Raw genomic sequence first — 20,510 nt, forward strand, 5'->3', positions numbered from 1 at the left:
TCACCGGTGGTGGTGTGTTGGTGCTGCCTGACGGGGGTCCAGCTACCTCGCGCGAGGTTGCTGGACCCCCGTCAGGGAGCAAAAGGGAGGTTGAGGAACTCTCGGACTGCGTCGTCGCCGATGACGAGCAGTTCGGTGTCCGCGCACTCATAGTCCTCAGCGTGGAGAACCATCTGCTGCTCGGTCAGCACCGACCCGTTCTGGCCGACGGTGGTGCGGTTGCCATTGGGCGAATACCCGAGCTTCTCCGATACCCGCCGGCTCGCGTGGTTGCCCTGGAAATAGGCTGTATCGAATCGAGCAGCACCGAAGTGTCCGATGAAGGCTTCGATGACGGCCCGCCTCATTCGGGTGCCGTACCCATGGCCCTGCTCAGGAAGCGCCAGCCACGATCCGGTCGAGACGGTCCTCGTCAGCGGATACCGATGCCCGTTCACGCCCTGTACGCCCACGGCGCGGCCCCCGACTCTGACAGTGAATTCCATCGTCCAATCGTCAACGCTGAAGTTCACGCGTGTCGACCAGTGATACTGAGCGAGGCTGCGCGCGACCTGGTCATCGCTACCCGAGTCCCAATCGACGAGGAACGCCTCGATTCCATCTCGTCTGACTCCGCCTCGAGCGATCTCTGCGAGCTCGGGAATGTCGGCGTCCCGCACTGGGGTGAGCTCCATATCACCGGATCGCAGATGAAGTGCGAACGGTGGCCAGATCTCTGAGATTTCCATCCGCCTTGTGCTCATTCTTTCCTGTTCTGCTGCCACCGGACTGCGCGGAAGACTTATATCCCACTTGAAGTGAGCGGACAACGCTGTCCATTATCTGGTCGCTCGGATTGTTGCTATGGGGGTCACGGTATGTTTGTGCGCATGAGTCTACATCCATCACTGCAGCCAATCTTCGACACTGTGCTCCAACGCAACCCTGGAGAGTCGGAGTTTCACCAAGCGGTACAGGAAGTTCTCTATTCCCTGGGCCCCGTCGTGGACAAGCACCCCGAATACCTGGAACTCTCAGCGCTTGAACGCCTGTGCGAACCCGAACGCCAGATCATCTTCCGGGTCCCCTGGATCGACGACTCCGGAGAGGTGCAGATCAACCGTGCCTTCCGGGTGCAGTTCAACTCGGCTCTGGGCCCGTACAAGGGCGGAATGCGCTTCCACCCCTCGGTGAACCTGGGCATCGTCAAGTTCCTCGGCTTCGAGCAGATCTTCAAGAACGCCATCACCGGCCTGCCCATCGGCGGCGGCAAGGGCGGAGCCGACTTCGATCCGAAGGGCCGCAGCGACCGAGAGGTCATGCGCTTCTGTCAGTCGCTGATGACAGAGCTGTCCCGTCACATCGGCGAATACCGCGATGTGCCCGCCGGTGACATCGGCGTCGGCGGGCGGGAGATCGGCTACCTCTTCGGGCAGTACAAGAGAATGACGAACTCCTATGAGGCAGGAGTGCTCACCGGCAAGGGACTGTCCTACGGCGGTTCCATGGTCCGCACCGAAGCCACCGGATTCGGGGTCGTGTACTTCCTCAAGGACATGCTCGCCGCCGCGAAGAAGAACATCGACGGCCGTACCGTCTCGATCTCCGGTTCGGGAAATGTCGCCGTGTACGCCGCAGAGAAGGTCGCGGCCTTCGGCGGCACCGTCATCACGATGTCCGACTCGGCCGGCTTCATCCATGACCCGGACGGCATCGACACGGAGCTCGTGAAGCGCATCAAGTTCGACGAGCGCGGACGCATCTCCGAATACGTCGAGCAGCGCGGCGGGCGCGCGACCTACCACGAGGGCGGGAACGTCTGGGATGTCGAGGTCGACGTCGCACTCCCGTGTGCGACTCAGAACGAACTCGACGGAGAATCGGCGGCGACCCTGGTCAAGAACGGCGTCATCGCCCTCGCCGAAGGCGCGAACATGCCCTGCACCCCGGAAGCCGTGAAGATCTTCGCCGACGCCGGTGTGCTCTTCGCCCCCGGCAAGGCCGCGAACGCCGGCGGCGTCGCCACCAGCGCCCTCGAGATGCAGCAGAACGCCAGCCGCGACTCCTGGGACTTCGACTTCACCGAGGCCCGCCTGGCCGAGATCATGGGAGATGTCCACGACAGCTGCGCGGCCGCTGCCGACGAATTCGGTTCGCCCGGAGACTACGTCGCCGGAGCCAACATCGCAGGCTTCATCCGTGTCTCCGAGGCGATGCTCGCCCAAGGAGTCGTGTGATCGTCTGATCCAGAAGCGTCGGGGGACCGACCGCGCTGTGCGCTGACAGGCTGCGGCCGACGGCGCTGTGCACTGCGGCAGGCCCTGCTCGGGACGGATTCGCTTCTCTGCGAAGCGCATCTCTTCAGGGCAGGGCCTCTGTTGTGCCTGCCGGGCTCCGGTCGTCCCCGGTGGGTTCGGTCGGGCTGGCCTCGGTCGGGCTGGACCGGGTGCGCGTTCGGCTGGTCAGCGCTTTCCGATGGTCCCGTAGGCCTTGCGCCACCGCAGCAGAGGACGGCTCGTTCCCGCGTTCGCCCCAGCACCCAGGGACACCACCTCACCGACGACGATATTGTGAGTCGCCACCTCGAGCACCTCGGTGAGTTCGAGCTCGAACCAGGCGATCGCCTCGGTGAGCACCGGCTGCCCGGCCTGCGGGGCGGGAAAGGTGTCGATGCCTTTGAGCGATCCGTACAGCGGCTGGCCCGAGGCACCGAGGCGTTCGGAGATGTCGCGCTGATCGGAATTGAGCAGCGAGATCGCACAGTGAGAAGTCGTCTCCAGGGTCTCCATCATCCGTGAGCCGGAGTAGACGCTCACCGCCATCGTCGGGGGATCGTACGACACGTCGAGAAACGAATCGACCGTGATCGCATGCAGTGCACTGCCCCGGGTGGCGGAGACCACGGCGACCGCAGCGGCGATGTCATCGCTGAGCTCGCGATAGCGTTCTGTGAGGGAATCGTCGTAGGCCTGGTCCATGACTCTCATTCTAGGGAACTACAATGGAGCCATGACCATTCCAGCTTCAGGCGGTTCAGCAACGATCGAGCGCGAGCAGTCCGAGCAGCTAGTCGAGCCCGGCGACCACGAGCGCTTCAGCCACTACGCGCCCAAGGACAAGATCATGGAGTCCATGGTGACCGGGACTCCGCTGATCGCCTTGTGCGGAAAGGTGTGGGTCCCCACGCGTGACCCGGAGCGGTTCCCGATCTGTCCCAAATGCAAAGAGATCTACGCGTCGATGTCCGAAGGACCACAGGAGTAGATGTCTGCGGATCGTCTCCCAACAGCACCAGGGACTTCCGCTGCAGAACAACTTCCACCGGCTTTCCCCGAGCGCGCGGCTTGGGGAACGGCCGGAAAGTTGCGTGCCTGGCAGGCGGAGGCTCTCGAACTCTACTTCCAGGAGCAGCCCAAGGACTTCCTCGCGGTCGCGACACCCGGCGCCGGTAAGACCACCTTCGCTCTGCGACTGGCGGCCGAACTGCTGGCCCAGCGAGTCGTCAACCGAGTCACCGTCGTCGCTCCCACCGAACACCTCAAGGTGCAGTGGGCCGACTCGGCGGCACGTGTGGGCATCAAGCTCGACCCGCACTTCAAGAACTCCCAGGGCAAGCACGCACCCGGATACCACGGTGTGGCTCTGACCTATGCGCAGGTGGCGGCCAAACCGGTGCTCCACCACAATCGCACCGCCGCCGGCCGAACGCTGGTCATCCTCGACGAGGTCCACCACGGCGGTGACGCCCTGTCCTGGGGCGATGCCGTGCGGGAGGCCTTCGGTCCCGCGGTCCGCCGCCTGTCCCTGACCGGAACTCCGTTCCGTTCGGACACCTCACCGATCCCGTTCGTCACCTACGCTCCCGACGAGAACGGGATCCGCACCTCGGTGGCGGACTATTCCTACGGCTACGGTCGTGCGCTCAAGGACGGGGTCGTCCGCCCTGTTCTCTTCCTCGCCTACGCCGGCGCCATGACGTGGCGGACCAAGGCCGGCGACGAAATGTCGCATGTCCTCGGCGAGGAGACGACGAAGGACATCAACTCGCAGGCCTGGCGCACGGCCCTCGACCCGAAGGGCGACTGGATCCCCGCGGTCCTCAAGGCCGCCGATATGCGACTGACCGAAGTCCGTCGCACCGTCCACGATGCCGGCGGCCTCGTCATCGCCACCGACCAGGAGGCGGCGCGCGCGTATGCCAAGCGCCTGCACGACATCACCGGAGAGAAGCCGACCGTGGTGCTCTCCGACGAAGCGGGAGCCTCGGAACGGATCGAACAGTTCCAGAACTCCACCGACCGGTGGATGGTCGCAGTGCGCATGGTGTCCGAAGGCGTCGACGTTCCCCGACTGTGTGTCGGCGTCTACGCGACCTCCTCGGCGACCCCGCTGTTCTTCGCCCAGGCGATCGGACGTTTCGTGCGTGCCCGCAAACGCGGCGAGACCGCCTCGGTGTTCCTGCCCTCGGTGCCGATCCTCATGGCACTGGCGAACACGATGGAGGTCGAACGCGACCATGCCCTCGACCGGCCGAAGAACGAGGACGAGAACGACGTCGTCGTCTTCGACGACCAAGCCATGGAGCAGGCGAACCGCAGCGACAGCGCTTCCTCCGACCAGCTGGGGTCGTTCGAAGCCCTCGGCGCCGAAGCCCTGTTCGACCGTGTGCTCTTCGACGGCGGCGAATTCGGCACCGGCGGCGCGATCGGCTCCGAGGACGAACTCGACTTCATCGGCATCCCCGGTCTACTCGAACCCGATCAGGTGCGTGAGCTGCTGAGCACCCAGCAGGCCCGGCAGGCGAAGCGCAAGACCGCTGCGGCGCCTCCGGCCCCGGAGGCGGAGACGAGCGAACTCGAGCACCGGGCGATGAAGGAAGAGCGCAACCAGCTCCAGAGCCTCGTCGGCGCATGGTCGAGACGTACCGGCACACCCCACCAGAACGTGCATGTCGAACTGCGCAAAGCCTGCGGGGGACCGGCCGTCGCCCAAGCCACACGTGAGCAGATTCAGGCGCGGATCACGAAGCTGCAGGGCTGGTTCATCGGCAAGAAGTGAGATCCGGACGCCGGTCGGGCAGACCCGCCGGGCGTGAGATCAGCGAAGCCGCCGAGGCAGCCGGTGCGGCCGCCTCGGCGGCATTGTCGGTGACAGGGCCGGGCCCGTTCAGCAGATGCGGATCAGGCGGAATAGAACACGGTGGGGATGGCGGGTTCGCCGTCCTGGAGGCGGCGGGCTGAACGCGGCAGCTCCGCCAGGGATTCGTCGTGCCGGGCGCAGGCCTTCCTCACGCCTGCCGCACCGATGAACGATTCGTCGACTTCACCGTCGACGACGAGATCGACGCTGAGCCGACGCCCTTCACCGAGGTCATCGGGCAGAGCCGGAATGCCGACCGCCTCCTCCACCGCGATCGGGCCGTCGATGAGGCGCAGCGCCTCCTTGTGCCCGCCCCGGGAGGGCTTGCCGGAGGAATGTTTGGCTACAGAGGTCCACTCGCCGGCTTCATCGGCTCGCGCCACGAGCTTGTACACCAGCCCCGCGGCGGGGGCACCGGAACCGGTGACCACGCGCGTACCGACACCGTAGGAGTCGACAGGGGAGGCGGCCAGGGCGGCGATCGCATACTCGTCGAGGTCGCTCGTGACGGTGATCGTCGTGTCGCGGGCTCCGAGACGGTCCAAGCTCTCCCGAACCTCGCTGGCCTGTTCGATGAGGTCACCGGAATCGATGCGCACACCGCCGAGGTTCGCCCCGGCCAGCTCGACCGCCGTGGCCAGCGCCTCCTCGACGTCGTAGGTGTCCAGGAGCAGAGTCGTATCGGTGCCCAAGGACTTCAGCTGGGCGGCGAAGGCCTCCCGTTCGGAATCGTGGAGGAGAGTGAACGAATGGGCCGAGGTGCCGATCGTGCGCAGACCGTACTGCAGGCCCGCCGCCAGGTTCGACGTCGAAGCGAAGCCGCCGATGACAGCGGCCCGAGCCGCAGCCACCGCCGCGTGCTCGTTCGTGCGTCGTCCGCCCATCTCCGCGCAGGGCCGATCGCCGGCCGCCTGGGCCATCCGGGATGCCGCCGAGGCGACCGCACAGTCGTAGTTCATCGCCGAGAGGATGAGCGTCTCGAGGATGACGCCCTCGGCGAACGTCGACTCGATCGTGAGCAGCGGAGACCCCGGGAAGTAGATCTCGCCTTCGGCATAGCCGCGGATATTGCCGGAGAACCGATAGTTCGCCAACCAGTCGATGGTGCGCGAGTCGACGATGTTCTCCCGGCTGAGGAACGACAGCTCGGCATCTCCGAAGCGGAAGTCGCGGATCATCTCGAGGATCCGACCGGTACCGGCGACGACTCCGTAGCGGCGGCCTGCGGGAAGACTGCGACCGAATACCTCGAAGAGGCTCTTGCGGTGGGCGGCGCTGGATTCCAAGGCGGCCTGCACCATCGTCAATTCGTACTGATCCGTGAAGAATGCCGTCGAATCGGTCCGTGTGAGATCACTCATAGGCGCGATCTTACGTCACGACAGCGTCAGTGTTCTGCCGTAAGCTGGAAACGTGAGCAATCCAACGACACCAGTCCTGGAGCCGGAGGTCGACGTCCGACCCGCCGAGGACCTGGCCAAGCCCTGGAGGACCGTGGTCTTCAACGACCCGGTCAACCTCATGAGCTATGTCAGTTTCGTGTTCCAGACCTACTTCGGATACTCCGAGGAGAAGGCCCACTCACTCATGCTCGAAGTCCATGAGAACGGCCGCTCCGTGGTCGCCACCGGAGGCCGCGAAGCCATGGAACGAGACACCCAAGCGATGCACGAATACGGCCTGTGGGCCGCGTGCCAACCCGATTCAGGATCCGACTGACACATGGCTGCTATCGACGCACGAGGGGACGACGTCGTCCTCACCCTGCAGGACAACGAACGCTCGCTCATGCTCACCGTGTTCACCGATCTCGCAGCTCTGCTGGCCGAAGACGGTGACGGCGATGATGACCGTCCGGACTCCGAGAACTGGGAAGCCCGACTCGGACTCGTCGACCGGCCCCGCCCGGAGGACCCGGCGCTGCTGCGGCTGCTGCCCGACGTCGATCCCGAAGACGCAGAGCGTTCAGCGGAGTTCCGCCGCCTCACCGAGTTCGATCTCAAACAGGCCAAGGCACATAATGTGCGCATCGTGCTGCTGGGACTGAGCAAGGGCAACGACATCTCCCTGACCCGCGATGAGGTGCTGGCATGGATGAAGGGTCTCAACGATCTGCGACTCGTCCTCGCCGTCCGCCTCGGGATCGACACCGAGGAGGCGCAGGAGGAGAAGTACGACCACCGCGAGGACCTCTCCGAATCGGAAGACCTCACCCTGACCCTGTACGACTTCCTGACCTGGATTCAGGACCGACTGACGACGACCTTGCTCGACCAGACGCAAGGGGATGACGAGATATGAGACTCACCGCTATCGGCACCGCCGGGTCCTTTCCGGGGCGCGGCGCCCTCGCCAGCTGCTACCTCATCGAAACCGACGAGGACACACCCACTCGCATCATCCTCGACCTCGGGTCCGGTGCGCTCAGTCCCCTGCAGGAGACGATCGACACCGATCGTCTCTCCGGGATCGTGCTCAGCCACCTCCACCCGGATCACTGCATGGACATGACCGGGCTCTACGTCAAACACTGCTTCGACCCCAAGTTCTTCAACGGCGACATCTCCGACACGGGAACGATCCGCACCCGCACCCCGGTGTTCGCTCCGGCCGGTGCGAAGGAGCGCCTGTACCGGGCCTACTACACAGATCCCGGAAAGTCCCCGGTCGCCAATGGAGGAGACGACTCGGACTTCGACCACGCCTTCGAGTTCACCGACCTCGACCACGGCAGCAGGCACCAGATCGGGTCGCTGACCATCGAAGCCTTCCTCGTCGACCACCCCGTCGAGGCCTACGCCCTGCGGATCACGGACGCGGCCGGCAAGGTCATCACGTATTCCGGTGACAGCGATGAGTGCGACAACCTCGTCGAAGCAGCGAAGGGCGCCGACCTGTTCCTCTGCGAGGCCGCCTTCCAGGAAGACCGTGACACCGCGCGCGGCATCCATCTCACGGGCAGACGCGCCGGCCGGGTGGCGCAGAACGCCGAGGCGGCAGCGCTCGTGCTCACCCATATCCCGATCTGGACCGACTGCTCCATCGTCCGCGGTGAAGCCGCCGGCGAGTACCGTGGACCCATCGAGCTCGCGAAGCCCGGAGCCACCTGGACCGTGTGAACCGGCTCCGCCGTCCGAGACGCAACCCCGACCAGACAACCGAACAACCAGCAGGGCGTCGACGACCCAGATCCGCCGACGGTCCGAGACACCGGCAGCCCACAGGAACCAGCTACACCGAGACGAAAGAGGCAGACAGTGCGAGCAGACGGCCGTGCAGCAGACGAACTCCGTGAAGTCAGGATCACCCCGGACTGGATCAACACCGCCGAAGGTTCCGCACTCGTGGAATTCGGCAACACCCGCGTCCTCTGCGCGGCCTCGCTGACCGAAGGCGTGCCGCGCTGGCTCAAGGGCCAGGGCCGCGGATGGGTCACCGCCGAATACGCCATGCTGCCGCGGGCCACCGATTCCCGCAGCACCCGTGAGTCCGTGAAAGGCAAACAGGGCGGACGCACCCACGAGATCTCCCGCCTCATCGGCCGCAGCCTGCGCGCGGTCATCGACATGGACAAGCTCGGCGAGAACACCCTCGTCCTCGACTGCGACGTCCTCCAAGCCGACGGCGGCACCCGCACCGCCTCGATCACCGGAGCCTATGTGGCCCTGGCGAAGGCCATCGACAAGGGACGCTCGACCGGGCTCATCCCCGCCGCCCACCAGCCGATCATCGACTCGCTGTCGGCCGTCAGCGTCGGCATCATCGACGGACAGCCCCTCCTCGACCTGCCCTATGTCGAGGACTCGCGCGCCGAAACCGATATGAACGTCGTCATGACCGGTTCCGGAAAGTTCATCGAAGTCCAGGGCACCGCCGAGGGAGCACCTTTCGACCGCGATGAGCTCGGCAAGCTGCTCGACCTCGCCGCTCACGGCTGCACCGAACTCACCCGCATCCAGTCCGAGGTGCTCGCAGGATGATCACCTTCGTCCTCGCCACTCACAATGAGGGCAAGAAGCGGGAGCTGCTGGCCATCCTCGGCCCCGTCCTCGGTGCAGACACCCAGGTGCTCACCGCCGCCGAGGCGGGACTCGGCGATGTCGCCGAAACCGGAATCACGTTCACCGAGAACGCCCTCATCAAGGCGCGTGCCATGGCCGCCGCGACCGGGCACACCGCCATCGCCGACGACTCAGGCATCAGCGTCGACGTCCTCGGCGGTGCACCGGGGATCTTCTCCGCCCGCTGGGCCGGCCGACACGGCGACGACCGGGCGAACCTCGAACTCCTGCTCGCCCAGCTGGGCGATATCGCGGCCGAACACCGCGGAGCACAGTTCCGCTGCGCAGCTGCCGCTGTGACCGCCGACGGTCGCGAGTTCACCGCCGAGGGCGTGATGCCCGGGCGGCTGGCCACCGACCCCAAGGGTGGGAAGGGCTTCGGATACGACCCGATCTTCGTCCCCGACGGCTCAGAGCTCAGTGCCGCAGAGATGAGCGCCGAGGAGAAGAACTCCCGCTCCCACCGCCGGATCGCCTTCGACGCACTGGCCGCGATCCTCGCCGACGAGCCGAACCTCTGAACCGTCTGCTAAAGACGCCCGGCATCTGAACACAGCCGCCTCACCAGCTGAGAACTTCGGATACACTGACGATGCTTGAGTGTTGGCGAACGACCCTCTTCGTGGTCGGCGAAATCGAGGAGAACAATGAAGACTCCGGGCATCATGACGTGGGTGGCGGCAGCGGCCGCCACGAGCCTGCTGATCACGGGCTGTTCGGCCGGAGCCTCCGACACCGGAGGCGATGCGCAGAAGAAGGACTCGATGACCATCGCGTTCACCGCCGAACCCGTCAATCTCGACTTCACCTCCACCTCGGGAGTCGCCATTCCCGAAGCGCTGATGGAGAACGTCTACGAATCGCTTGTCCGCCTGGACGACGAGGGTGAGATCCAGCCCGCCCTGGCCGAGGACTGGTCGCTGTCCGATGACCGCAAGACCTACACCTTCGAACTCCAGGAAGGTGTGAAGTTCTCCAACGGTGCGGACTTCACCAGCGAAGACGTGAAGTACTCCTATGAACGAGTGCAGGAGGATTGGAAGAACGCGCTGAAGTCGAAGATGGATATCGTCGAGTCCATCGAGACCCCGGACGATTCCACCGTCACGATCGAACTGAAGAAGCCGTCGAACACCTGGCTGTTCAATCTCACCAGCCTCGTCGGCGCCGTCTTCGACACCGAGGGAACCACGGACCTGGCGAACGAAGCCATCGGCACCGGACCCTTCGAGATCGAGAAGTTCACGCGCGGACAGTCCATCGACTTCGCCGCCCGGGACGACTACTGGGGCGAGAAGCCGTCTTTGAACACGGTCCAGTTCAAATACTTCAAGGACGCGGTCTCGGCGTCGAACGCCCTGAAGTCCGGAGAGATCGATCTCGTCTCCAACCTCCAGGCACCCGAATTGGCCGGAGAGTTCCAAAGCGACGACTATCAGATCGTCTCCGGCACCACGAACGGCGAAGTGGTGCTGTCGATGAACAACGCCGAGGGCATCTTCAAAGACAAGAAGGCCCGCGAAGCCGTGATGCACGCGATCGACCGCAAGGCCGTCCTCGACACCGCATGGGCGGGCTACGGCGAACTCATCGGCTCGATGGTGCCCCCGACCGACCCGTACTACGAAGATCTCACCGGGGTATGGACGTACGACCCGAAGAAGGCCAAGCAGCTCGTCGACGAGGCCGGAATCAAGGGCGAGGAGTTCTCCTTCACCGTGCCGAACCTGCCCTATGCGAAAGCGATCTCCGAAATCGTCTCCGCCCAGCTCGAAGAGGTCGGGCTGAAGGCGAAGATCTCGACTCAGGAGTTTCCGGCCGTGTGGCTGGACAAGACGTTCACCGAACACGATTTCGACATGTCGGTCATCAACCACGCCGAACCGCGCGATATCCTCACCGTGTTCTCCGAGGACTACTACATCGGCTACGACGACTCGACGATCAAGAAGATCGCGGAGAAGGCCGATACCGGCACGGAAGAGGAGTACATCTCGGGGATGAAGGAGATCGCGAGGACGATCACCGAGGATGCCGCCTCGGACTTCCTGTTCCTGTTCCCGAACCTCGTCATCGCCAAGTCCGATGTCGAGGGGATCCCCGCCAATCGGGTCTCCGACGCGTTCAAGATCGCCGACCTCGCCTGGGCCTGACCGCACACGTCCATGCTCACCTACGCGATCAGCCGTGCGATCCAGTTCGCTCTGTCCCTCCTCGTCGCCTCGGTGGTGGTGTTCGCCCTGATGAGTCTGCTGCCGGGCAATGCGGCACAGGTGGCACTGGGAACGAACGCCACCCCGGAGGCGGTGGCGGCACTCGAAGCCCAGTACGGGCTCGATCGGCCGCCGCTCATCCGCTACTTCGACTGGATGGGAGGAATGTTCACCGGAGACTTCGGCACCTCCTACGTCACCGGCGCCGAGATCACTCCCGTCATCATCGACAGCGTCCAGGTCACCGCGATCCTCGTCGTCGCCGCCATCGTCCTGTCCATCCTCATCGCTGTGCCCCTGGGCACCTTCGCCGCACTCGAACAGCGCAACTGGATCGGTGTGACGATCTCGGCGATCAGCCAGGTCGGCATCGCGATCCCGAACTTCCTGGCCGCGATCATCCTCGTCATCATCTTCTCGCTGACCCTCGGATGGTTCCCGTCCCAAGGCTGGATGGCCCCGATCGAAGGCCTCGGCGGCTTTCTGCTCCGCCTCGTCCTGCCGGTCGTGTCGCTGGCGCTCGTGCAGGCGGCGATCCTCACCCGCTACGTCCGCTCGGCCGTGCTCGACGTGATGCGGGAAGACTATATCCGCACCGCCCGCGCCAAGGGACTGACCAGGACGAAGGCATTGTTCGTGCACGGACTGCGCAATGCGGCGATCCCTGTCATCACCGTCGCCGGAGTCCAGTTGGCCACCTTGCTGGTCGGAGCCGTGATCATCGAACAGATCTTCGTTCTGCCCGGAATCGGCTCCGAACTCGTCCGCGCCGTGGCCAACCGCGACCTCGTCGCCGTCCAGGGCATCGTCATGGTCCTCGTCCTGCTCGTGCTCATCATCAACCTCATCGTCGACATCCTCGTGCCCGTCGTCGACCCCCGCATCAGGAACGCCGCATGAACCCGACCCCGACCGGTGCCCCGAACCCCCGCGATCGCGTCGACGTGACCGGCACGACCGCCTCGGCGACGGGCGGAACGGCCCGGCCCCACAAGGGCGGACGACGGGCGAACGCGTCCATGATCATCGGTTCGGCACTCGTCGTCCTCATCGTCGGGCTCGCCCTCGTCTCCTTCGTGTGGACCCCGTACGATCCGAACGCGATCGATCCTGCCGCCCGCCTCCAGAACGGCAGTCTCGCCCATCCGTTCGGCACCGACACCTTCGGTCGGGACACGCTGACCTGGGTGATGGTCGGGGCACGGATCACGCTGCTCGTCGGGGTCGTCGCCGTCGGCATCGCACTGCTCATCGGCACCCCGATCGGAATCATCTCCGCATTCTTCGCGAAACAGCCGTGGGGAATGTGGATCGACGCGGTGATCATGCGCGCCAACGACATCCTCCTCGCCTTCCCCGCCCTGCTGCTGGCGATCATCTTCGCCGCCGTCTACTCACCGGGGACGGGACCGGCCATGGTCGCCGTCGGCATCGCCGCGATCCCCGGATTCGCCCGAGTCGCGAGGTCCGCGACGCTGCAGGTCCTCGGCTCCGAATACGTCCGCGCCGCCCGGGCTTCGAACCGTCGGGTCCCGGCCGTCGCAGTCGTCCACGTGCTGCCGAACATCGCCGGAATGGTCATCGTCCAGGCCTCCGTGGCGTTCGCGATCTCCGTCCTCGCCGAGGCGGGGCTGTCCTTCCTCGGACTCGGCACCCAGGCCCCGACCCCGTCGTGGGGCCGGATGCTTCAGGAGTCCCAGCAGTACCTGTCCGCCCACCCCGAACTCGCACTGTGGCCGGGAGTGTTCATTGCGCTCGCAGTGCTCGGATTCAACCTCTTGGGCGATGGGCTGCGTGACCGGTTCGACCCGAAGATGGAGGCCAGAGGTGCCTGAGAACCTGCTCGAGGTCCGTGATCTCACCATCACCCCCGCCGGTGCAAACGCACCGGTGCTCCACGACGTCAGCCTCAGCCTCGCACCGGGGGAGCGGGTCGGACTCATCGGCGAATCCGGCTCCGGCAAATCTCTGACCGCGCAGTCCGTGATGGGCCTGCTGCCCGAAGAGCTGCACGCCCGAGGGCAGATGCACCTGCAGGGACATTCCGGGAACCTGCTCGAGGCGAACGAGAAGACCCTGGCCGGGCTGCGTTCGGACATCGTATCCATGGTGTTCCAGGAACCCATGAGCGCACTCAACCCACTCATGCGCATCGGCGACCAGATCGCCGAAGTCCTGCGCATCCACGGCAAGGTGCCGCGGGGGCAGATCCCGGCGCGCGTACGCGAACTGCTCGGCGACGTCCACATGCCCGATCCGGACAGTGCCCGATTCGCCTACCCGCACCAGATGTCGGGCGGGCAGCGACAGCGCGTCATGCTCGCGATCGCTCTGGCCAACTCGCCGAGGCTGCTCATCTGCGACGAACCCACCACCGCTCTCGACGTCACCGTGCAGAAGCACATGCTCGACCTCATCGCCGACAGGGTATCGGCAGTGGAGGCGGGACTGCTGTTCATCACCCACGACCTCGCCGTCGTCGCCGGAGTCTGCGACCGGGTCATCGTCATGTACCGCGGCCGCATCGTCGAGACCGGCAGCGTCAACGAGATCTTCACCGCGCCGAAGCACGAGTACACGCGCGGACTCCTTGCGTCCTCGGATCTCGAGGCCACCGACGACCGCGGACGACTCTTCACGCTGAAGACCGCGCTCGCCTACTCGGGGCCGCAGGTCGAGGGAGTGGAGGATTCGGCCGACGCGGGGAAGCCGGGGGATCTTCGCGACGAACCGCAGATCTCGACCCGACCGGAGCACACCGGCACGTCCGTCGTGGGGGCGGTGGACGATGACAGCGTCGGGACCGCCTCGGTGAGGGACGACGACAGGGCCGCCTCGGCGCGGGATTCGGCACCGCTCATCGAGGTCTCGGACGTCACCCGGGTCTTCCGCGGACGGGGACTGTTCGGGCGCAGACGATCGGACGTCACCGCTCTGGGCGGGATCGACTTCACCGTTGTGGCCGGAGCACGGCTGGGCATCGTGGGGGAGTCGGGCTCGGGGAAGTCGACTCTGCTGAACATCCTCTCCGGCCTCGACCGCCCGACCACCGGACATGTGCGCGTCGGCGACATCCGGGTCGAGGCAGCGAACTCGCAGGCTCTGCGCCGCCTGCGAGAGAACCTGCAGATCGTGTTCCAAGACCCGTTCGCCTCGCTCGACCCGCGGATGAGAATCGTCGATATCGTGGCCGAACCGCTCATCGCCGCCGGAGTTGACAACGACGAACGCGCCGCACGGGTCGAGGAGATGATCGCAGCCGTCGACCTCGATGCGGACTCCCTGCGTCGGTACCCGCACCAGTTCTCGGGCGGGCAGAGACAGCGCATCTCGATCGCCCGGGCCCTGGTCACCCGACCGCAGATCCTCGTCGCCGACGAACCGGTCTCCGCCCTCGACGTCTCGGTGCGCGCGCAGGTGCTCAACCTGCTCACCGACCTCGTCGACGAATACGCGCTGACCCTCCTCTTCGTCTCCCACGACCTCGGCGTCGTCAGACACCTGTGCTCCGACGTCATCGTGATGAAAGGCGGGCAGATCGTCGAATCCGGTGCGACGGAGGACATCTACGCGAACCCGCAGGAGGAGTACACGCGGCGTCTCATCGCCGCCACCCCGAGCCTGGCCGAGGCGCTCGCCGCCGGATAGCCCGGCCGGCGTGCGTTTGGACCGACGAACCATCGAGAGAAAGGGCAGCACATGACCACATCGCTTGCCGACCACAGTGCGGCCGAACTGGCGGCCGGATTCGCCGGCGGAGACTTCGACCCGATCGAGGTGCACTCCGCGGTCGTGGATCGCATGGACGAATGCGAACCGACCATCAACGCCCTGTTCCACCGCGACGACGAACGCTCCCGGGAAGCCGCCGCGGCCAGCGCCGCACGTTGGCGTGAGGGCCGACCGCTGAGCGACCTCGACGGTGTGCCGGTGACGATCAAGGAGAACATCGCCCGCCGAGGAGTCCCGCTGCCCAGCGGCCACGCCTGGGTGGAGATGCCGGTGGCCGAGCACGATGCCCCGATCACCCAGCGCCTCGAAGAAGCCGGTGCCGTCATCCTCGGGTCGACCACGATGCCCGACTGGGGAATGCTCTCATCCGGGGTGTCCTCCCTGCACGGAATCACCCGCTCACCTCTGGACCCGAGCCTGACGACCGGAGGTTCGAGCGCCGGTGCCGGTGCTGCGGCCGCCGCCGGATACGGACCCATCCACATCGGCTCCGACATCGGCGGGTCCATCCGCCTGCCGTGCACCTGGCTCGGTCTGGCCGGACTCAAACCCAGCTTCGGCCGAGTTCCGCTCGACGCCCCCTACCTGGGCAGGTGTGCGGGACCGCTCGCGCAGACGATGGCCGATGTCAAAGCCGCCATGGACATCATCTCCGCCCCGGACGACCGCGACTATTCGCGGCTGCCGCGCTTCGCCGCCGATGACGCACAGTCGCTGCCGGGCAGCGACGCGAAGGGAACCTTCGACCCGCGGGGACTGCGCATCGGTCTGCAGCTCGACGCCGGGTGCGGGGTCGCCGCCGATGCGCAGGTGCGCTCGGCCATCACCGAGGCGGCCGACCGGTTCTTAGCGGCCGGCGCCGAAGTCGTCACGCTTGATCCGTTCATCGACGATGATCTGCTCCGTGACGTGGACCTGTTCTGGCGGGTGCGGTCGTGGGCCGATCTCAAAGCACTGCCCGTCGAGGAGCAGGCGCTCATCCTGCCGTATATCCAGCAGTGGGCTCAGGATGGGGCCGACACCAGCGGAGTCGATCTGATGGGCTGCTATCACAGTGTCCAGGAGATCCGGCGTCGGACGATCGCCGCCACCGCCGAGTTCGACCTGGTGATCTCGCCGACGGCTCCGGATGCGGCATTCCCGGCCGAACAGCCCATGCCGTACCCGCAGGTGCACGAACCGATGGGGCATGTCGGGTTCACGATGCCGTTCAACATGTCCGAACAGCCGGCGGCAACGGTGCTGGCCGGATTCATGGACGACGGTCGGACCATCGGTGCGCAGATCGCAGGGCGACGCTTCGCCGACGAACTCGTCATGGCCGCCGGCACGTGGTTCGAGGCCGCGGCCGACCTCGACCTGCCGACACGGTCGGTGACGAGCTGACAGAAGAACGACAGCGGGCCTGTGATGACCGGGAATCGGTCGTCACAGGCCCGCTCTCGTCGGACAGTGCCGCCTCGGTGACGGTTTTGCCTCACCTCGGGCGAGGCGAGGTCACCGAAACACCGACGGCGGACACCGGGATCAGAAGTCGAAGAATTCGACGGTGAGCTTGTCTCCGTCGATCTTCACGCTTCCGGACACCGACAGGGAGTTTCCGTTGGAGAAGTACGAGGATCCGGCCTTCTTGCCTTCGACGGAGAAGTTGAACTTGCCGGGCTTGTCGGTGAAGAAGGAGCCGGTGCTCGTGTCTCCGGTGCCGAAGCTGGCCTTCACCTCGGGCATCTCCTTCATATCCCATTTGGCGGTGTTCTTCTTCGCCAGATCATCGAGTTTCTTGTCCGAACCGCCGACGGGAATCTCGGTCGGGTCGTACTTGATGAAGTCGCACTTCGGTTCGATGCTCTTGGTGTCGAAGCACTTCTTGAGTTCCTTCTCGACCTGTTTCTGAACTTCCTTGTCGAAATCGCCGGTCGGGGACAGATCGAGGTTGAGGGTGGTGGGCGCCACCTGTCCCTTGTTCGGCTGCCCACCGGGAGCGAAGGCCTTCGGGAAGTTCACCTTGGCCGTATCGGAGGCCTCGGAGACCCACTTGCTCTTCGGGATCGTGAAATCGTAACTGCCGGGGTAGACGGCGAACGAGGTGGTCCCCGACTTCGCCTTGTAGTCCTTGCCGTTGACGGAGAGACCGTCGGCGGCGGGAATATCGAGGGAGATGACATTGAGGTCGGGGCCGGTCATCGTCCACTTGTCGAAGAACAGGTCCTGCTTGCCGTCCTTCTTCGCGGAGAGTTCGACGTTGTAGGGGCTGCCGTCGAGTTCGTAGGACACGACGACGGTTCCTTTGTCCCCGTCGGTCTTCGACGATTCGACCTTGGCCTTCTCGATCTTCGCCGAGGAGGAATCGGTGAATTCCTTCTGCAGCAGATCGAGGTTCGTGCCCTCCGGCCGTGTTGAGGGAGCGATCTTCTCCGCGGCTGCGAAGTCACCCTTGTTCAGGGCTGCCACGTAGTCCTCGGCGACCTTGTCAGGCCCGTATTTGTTCTTGTTCACACTGCCGATGACGAAGAAACCGACGAGGACGAGGATGATGACGAGCGCGACCGCACCGAGGGTGATGAGGAGGGGGAGCTTCCCCTTCTTCTTCCCGGGGCGATTCTCGGCACGCGTCGCGCTGCTCTGAGCGCCGGCGAAGCCCGGAGCCGGAGCCGGCTGCGGAATCGCCTGCGATGGGCCGGAGCCGGTCTGGTTGGTGTTCGGGCCCGACCCCGTCTGGTACTGCCCGGACTGGTTGTGTGCGGCGTTGTACTGACCGGGTTGGTTCTGGGCTCCGGGATAGGGAGTGCCCGGCTGGTTCTGAGCTCCGGGGTAGGGCGAGTTCGAGTACTGGCCATTCGATTGCTGACCAGCCTGGGGCTGACCGCCGGGGTAGCCGCCGTTCGGCTGCGGCGGGTTCTGGTACTGGCTGTTCGGGTACTGACCGTTCTGGGACTGTCCGCTCTGGGACTGCGAGCCGGGATAGGGACCTGCCTGCGGGCCGCCCGGAGCATTCGAGCCGCTCTGCTGACCGGGGCCGAAGGACTGGTCGTTCTGGGCGCCGGGTCCCGAATACTGAGGCGGCTGGTTCTGCTGAGAAGCAGCCGGGGCGACCGTGGGGCGTGACGGTGCATCGTCACCGGGAGCCCCCAATGGAGGTGCCTGGTCATCGGGCACCGAGGACGGAGTCTCATCGCCTGCAGCGTCAGTCGAATCCGGAAGGCCCTCATCCGTCGGCGGCTCCGACTCCGGCTTCGATCTGCCGTTCTCCGGAGGCTCGCTGGGTGGTGGCGGGAAATTGGGGTGATCGTTCCCGTTGCTCATCGTGGGGTCATCCTTTGCATGTACAAGCCTGTCCTGGCGCAATTGTACTTCCCGGAACAGGGAATCGCGTGGTCAATACCGGGAACCCGAGCCGGGTTAAGCGAAAATGGTCCTGATGCACACTTCTCCACACCCTCAGCCGTACCGTCGGACGATCTTCACAGCCCTCATGGAAGTCGTGAAGATCGACCTCATCGTCGTGCCCGCAGGATTCGTCGTCTCGACCGTCTTCTGGATCATCGGTCTCGGCTCACAGCTGCCGTATTCGGCGATTCCCGAATGGGCGTTCGCGCTGTGGGCGACGGTCTCGGGGCTGAGCGTCTCGACTCTGGGGTTCGACTTCTCCCTGGCTCCGAGCCTCGTGACTCTGGGGCTGTGGTTCCTCGTGGCGGCGGCCGCCAAGCGAGTGGTCGACAGCACAGCCGCAGCCAGTCAGACGGAGAGTGAGGACGATCCGAGTGGGTGGTGGGCTCTCATGGGCACAGCTGTGGGCACCTTCGTCGTCGCCTACGCCTGTCCTCTGCTCGCGCTGGCGATCCTGGTCGGTCAGGCCACAGTGACTCCGGGCGGATTCCTCCGAATCGTCCTCTTCCTCACCTCGGCCGTTGCGTGGGGATTCGTTCGTGTCCGTGGAATCGGTGACATTCCCGGGCTGTCCATGCTCGGGATCGACGCCTGGAGCGTCGCCTCCAGACTCCTCCGTCGTCTGCTGTGGGCGGCCGTGGCCGCTGCTGCGATCGTGATCGTCGTCGGCATCGTCCTCCGCTGGAACGACGTCGCCGACACTGCGCAGGTCTACAGCTCACCGGTCGCCGCCGGCATCGGTCTCATCATCGTCCAGGTGCTCTTCGCACCGAGCGTCTTCTACTCGGCTCTGTCCTGGACCGCCGGGACAGGGGTGAGCATCGGCGGGGCGGGGACGAGCTCGGCATTCAGGTCGACGTCCGCACCGGTTCCCGATGTGCACGTGCTGCGGCTGCTCACCGGTGACTATCCGGCGTGGACGGCGGCCGCACCGGCACTTCTCGTGCTGGTCGGTCTGCTGTGCGTCATCCTCGGTCGTGTCCGAGCTCGCGAAATCGCCGCACAGTCGTGGACGGGGCTCGGAATCGCGATCGGACTCCTGTTCGTCACCTTCGAGATCCTCGCACTCTTCGCCGGCGGAGCCCTGGGGCCGCTGGGCCTGTCCGGATTCGGGCCCTCGGCGCTGACGTCAGCGCTGGCAATCACGGGGTGGATCGGTATGGGGACGGTCGCCGGCCTGCTGCTGATCAGACTCTCCGGTCTGCACACCGTCTACTCCGATTTCGCCGATGATGACGAAGAGGAAGAACTCGGCGAGGGCGACACAGCGGATGCCTTCGACAAGGACGTGCCGGAACCGGTCGCCGACGACTTCGTCGACGAAGACGAACTGCGATAGACGGGTGGGCCGCCTCGGTGCCCCTTGGAGAGGGGAAGCGCACTCGCCGCAATTGCGGCGTGAACTGCACGCCGACTTGGAGGCGGTCTCAGACGTGAGTAGAGGGCATCCTCGGTGAGGAGATCAGCGCCGAACGATCGGGGATCGGACCACGTGGGTCAGTTGGTCCCGGGCAGATCGAGCTCCTGGCCGGTGATCTGCTTGAACCAGTCACCCAGACCCGACTGATATTCGCTGGTGCAGGACAGCTGCGCCTGCTGCGTGATCGCATCGCGCAGGCATTCCTCGTACTTCGACTGCACCGGCCAGAGGACGACCGAGGACATTGTGGAGAAGATGAGATAGACGCTGAGCAGGCCGCCGAGGATGCCCAAGGACATGTTCCGGCGCTGCTTGGTCCTGACCACGGCGACGATGTACTTCACCGACCACACGACCGCGGCGATGGCGAAGCCGATGGCGGCGAGCTTGAATGGCAGCTGATAGGTGAACGTCAGCACCGAGGCGAGGATCAGCAGGATCAGGACGAGCCCATGTCGTGCCGGTGCGGCCTGTGCCTCCTCTTCGGGGGTCGGCGCCTTCTTCTCTTCGGTATTCTGCGGTGACGTCACCACGCCAGTTTCTCACAGTCGACTGACAAATGCCTCGGCGGGCCGTGTC

The 20,510-nt window shown here is 65.3% G+C and carries 19 protein-coding genes; 14 read left to right on the top strand and 5 right to left on the bottom strand.

The genetic code is table 11. The features are described from left to right. Positions 1-71: 71 nt before the first annotated feature. Positions 72-728: a GNAT family N-acetyltransferase gene (locus tag FHG09_RS10845; RefSeq protein WP_152347696.1), complete on the bottom strand. Its 657-nt coding sequence runs from the start codon at positions 726-728 to the stop codon at positions 72-74. Between the two features lie 141 nt (positions 729-869). Here FHG09_RS10845 and gdhA point away from each other — a divergent pair, with 141 nt between their 5' ends. Further along, complete coding sequence (gene gdhA / locus FHG09_RS10850; RefSeq protein WP_152347697.1) at positions 870-2,216, top strand: NADP-specific glutamate dehydrogenase; 1,347 nt, start codon at positions 870-872, stop codon at positions 2,214-2,216. A gap of 225 nt (positions 2,217-2,441) precedes the next feature. Here gdhA and FHG09_RS10855 read toward each other — a convergent pair whose 3' ends face one another. After that, a complete protein-coding gene (locus tag FHG09_RS10855) occupies positions 2,442-2,957 on the bottom strand; it encodes a flavin reductase family protein (protein ID WP_152347698.1) in 516 nt (171 codons plus the stop codon). Positions 2,958-2,988: 31 nt separating this feature from the next. Between FHG09_RS10855 and FHG09_RS10860 the strand changes: the two genes are divergently transcribed. Continuing rightward, positions 2,989-3,243 carry a DUF3039 domain-containing protein gene (locus FHG09_RS10860; protein WP_152347699.1) on the top strand — a complete coding sequence of 85 codons (255 nt, stop codon included), beginning with the start codon at positions 2,989-2,991 and terminating at the stop codon, positions 3,241-3,243. Beyond that, positions 3,244-5,037 (top strand): DEAD/DEAH box helicase, encoded by a 1,794-nt coding sequence (locus FHG09_RS10865; protein ID WP_152347700.1) that lies wholly within the window; start codon positions 3,244-3,246, stop codon positions 5,035-5,037. Between the two features lie 122 nt (positions 5,038-5,159). On the opposite strand, the gene FHG09_RS10870 is transcribed toward FHG09_RS10865, so the two are convergent. Continuing rightward, positions 5,160-6,479, bottom strand: a complete 1,320-nt coding sequence (locus FHG09_RS10870; RefSeq protein ID WP_152347701.1) for a nicotinate phosphoribosyltransferase — start codon at positions 6,477-6,479, stop codon at positions 5,160-5,162. A 52-nt stretch (positions 6,480-6,531) separates the two neighbouring features. Between FHG09_RS10870 and clpS the strand changes: the two genes are divergently transcribed. From clpS to FHG09_RS10920, 10 genes are all read left to right on the top strand, one after another. Beyond that, positions 6,532-6,837, top strand: a complete 306-nt coding sequence (clpS, locus tag FHG09_RS10875; RefSeq protein ID WP_025779886.1) for an ATP-dependent Clp protease adapter ClpS — start codon at positions 6,532-6,534, stop codon at positions 6,835-6,837. Positions 6,838-6,840: 3 nt separating this feature from the next. Further along, entirely contained in the window at positions 6,841-7,419 is a 579-nt protein-coding gene (locus tag FHG09_RS10880; protein WP_152347702.1) for a DUF2017 family protein, read from the top strand. Next, positions 7,416-8,237 (top strand): MBL fold metallo-hydrolase, encoded by an 822-nt coding sequence (locus FHG09_RS10885; protein WP_152347703.1) that lies wholly within the window; start codon positions 7,416-7,418, stop codon positions 8,235-8,237. Before FHG09_RS10880 ends, FHG09_RS10885 begins: the two co-directional genes overlap by 4 nt. Before the next feature lie 138 nt (positions 8,238-8,375). Beyond that, positions 8,376-9,098 carry a ribonuclease PH gene (gene rph / locus FHG09_RS10890; protein ID WP_152347704.1) on the top strand — a complete coding sequence of 241 codons (723 nt, stop codon included), beginning with the start codon at positions 8,376-8,378 and terminating at the stop codon, positions 9,096-9,098. Then, on the top strand, positions 9,095-9,700 hold the full coding sequence (gene rdgB, locus FHG09_RS10895) for an RdgB/HAM1 family non-canonical purine NTP pyrophosphatase (protein WP_152347705.1): 606 nt from the start codon (positions 9,095-9,097) through the stop codon (positions 9,698-9,700). Before rph ends, rdgB begins: the two co-directional genes overlap by 4 nt. A gap of 126 nt (positions 9,701-9,826) precedes the next feature. Further along, positions 9,827-11,332 carry an ABC transporter substrate-binding protein gene (locus FHG09_RS10900; protein ID WP_152347706.1) on the top strand — a complete coding sequence of 502 codons (1,506 nt, stop codon included), beginning with the start codon at positions 9,827-9,829 and terminating at the stop codon, positions 11,330-11,332. A 12-nt stretch (positions 11,333-11,344) separates the two neighbouring features. After that, the gene (locus FHG09_RS10905) at positions 11,345-12,292 is read left to right on the top strand and encodes an ABC transporter permease (RefSeq protein ID WP_152347707.1); all 948 of its coding nucleotides are present in this window, start codon (positions 11,345-11,347) and stop codon (positions 12,290-12,292) included. Continuing rightward, positions 12,289-13,227 carry an ABC transporter permease gene (locus FHG09_RS10910; protein WP_193627362.1) on the top strand — a complete coding sequence of 313 codons (939 nt, stop codon included), beginning with the start codon at positions 12,289-12,291 and terminating at the stop codon, positions 13,225-13,227. Before FHG09_RS10905 ends, FHG09_RS10910 begins: the two co-directional genes overlap by 4 nt. Then, complete coding sequence (locus tag FHG09_RS10915; protein ID WP_413773150.1) at positions 13,178-15,040, top strand: dipeptide ABC transporter ATP-binding protein; 1,863 nt, start codon at positions 13,178-13,180, stop codon at positions 15,038-15,040. The genes FHG09_RS10910 and FHG09_RS10915 overlap by 50 nt, the downstream gene beginning before the upstream one ends. Positions 15,041-15,091: 51 nt before the next feature. Continuing rightward, a complete protein-coding gene (locus FHG09_RS10920) occupies positions 15,092-16,510 on the top strand; it encodes an amidase (protein WP_152347709.1) in 1,419 nt (472 codons plus the stop codon). 141 nt (positions 16,511-16,651) lie between these two features. On the opposite strand, the gene FHG09_RS10925 is transcribed toward FHG09_RS10920, so the two are convergent. Further along, positions 16,652-18,427: a hypothetical protein gene (locus tag FHG09_RS10925; RefSeq protein ID WP_152347710.1), complete on the bottom strand. Its 1,776-nt coding sequence runs from the start codon at positions 18,425-18,427 to the stop codon at positions 16,652-16,654. A gap of 115 nt (positions 18,428-18,542) precedes the next feature. On the opposite strand from FHG09_RS10925, the gene FHG09_RS10930 reads away from it, so the two are divergent. Further along, positions 18,543-19,850 (top strand): DUF6350 family protein, encoded by a 1,308-nt coding sequence (locus FHG09_RS10930; RefSeq protein ID WP_152347711.1) that lies wholly within the window; start codon positions 18,543-18,545, stop codon positions 19,848-19,850. Between the two features lie 158 nt (positions 19,851-20,008). Here the strand turns inward: FHG09_RS10930 and FHG09_RS10935 are convergent, their stop codons facing one another. Continuing rightward, positions 20,009-20,461, bottom strand: a complete 453-nt coding sequence (locus FHG09_RS10935) for a hypothetical protein (protein ID WP_152347712.1) — start codon at positions 20,459-20,461, stop codon at positions 20,009-20,011. Positions 20,462-20,510: the final 49 nt, after the last annotated feature.

Source organism: Brevibacterium sp. CFH 10365, from assembly GCF_009299785.1.
Taxonomy (GTDB): domain Bacteria; phylum Actinomycetota; class Actinomycetes; order Actinomycetales; family Brevibacteriaceae; genus Brevibacterium; species Brevibacterium limosum.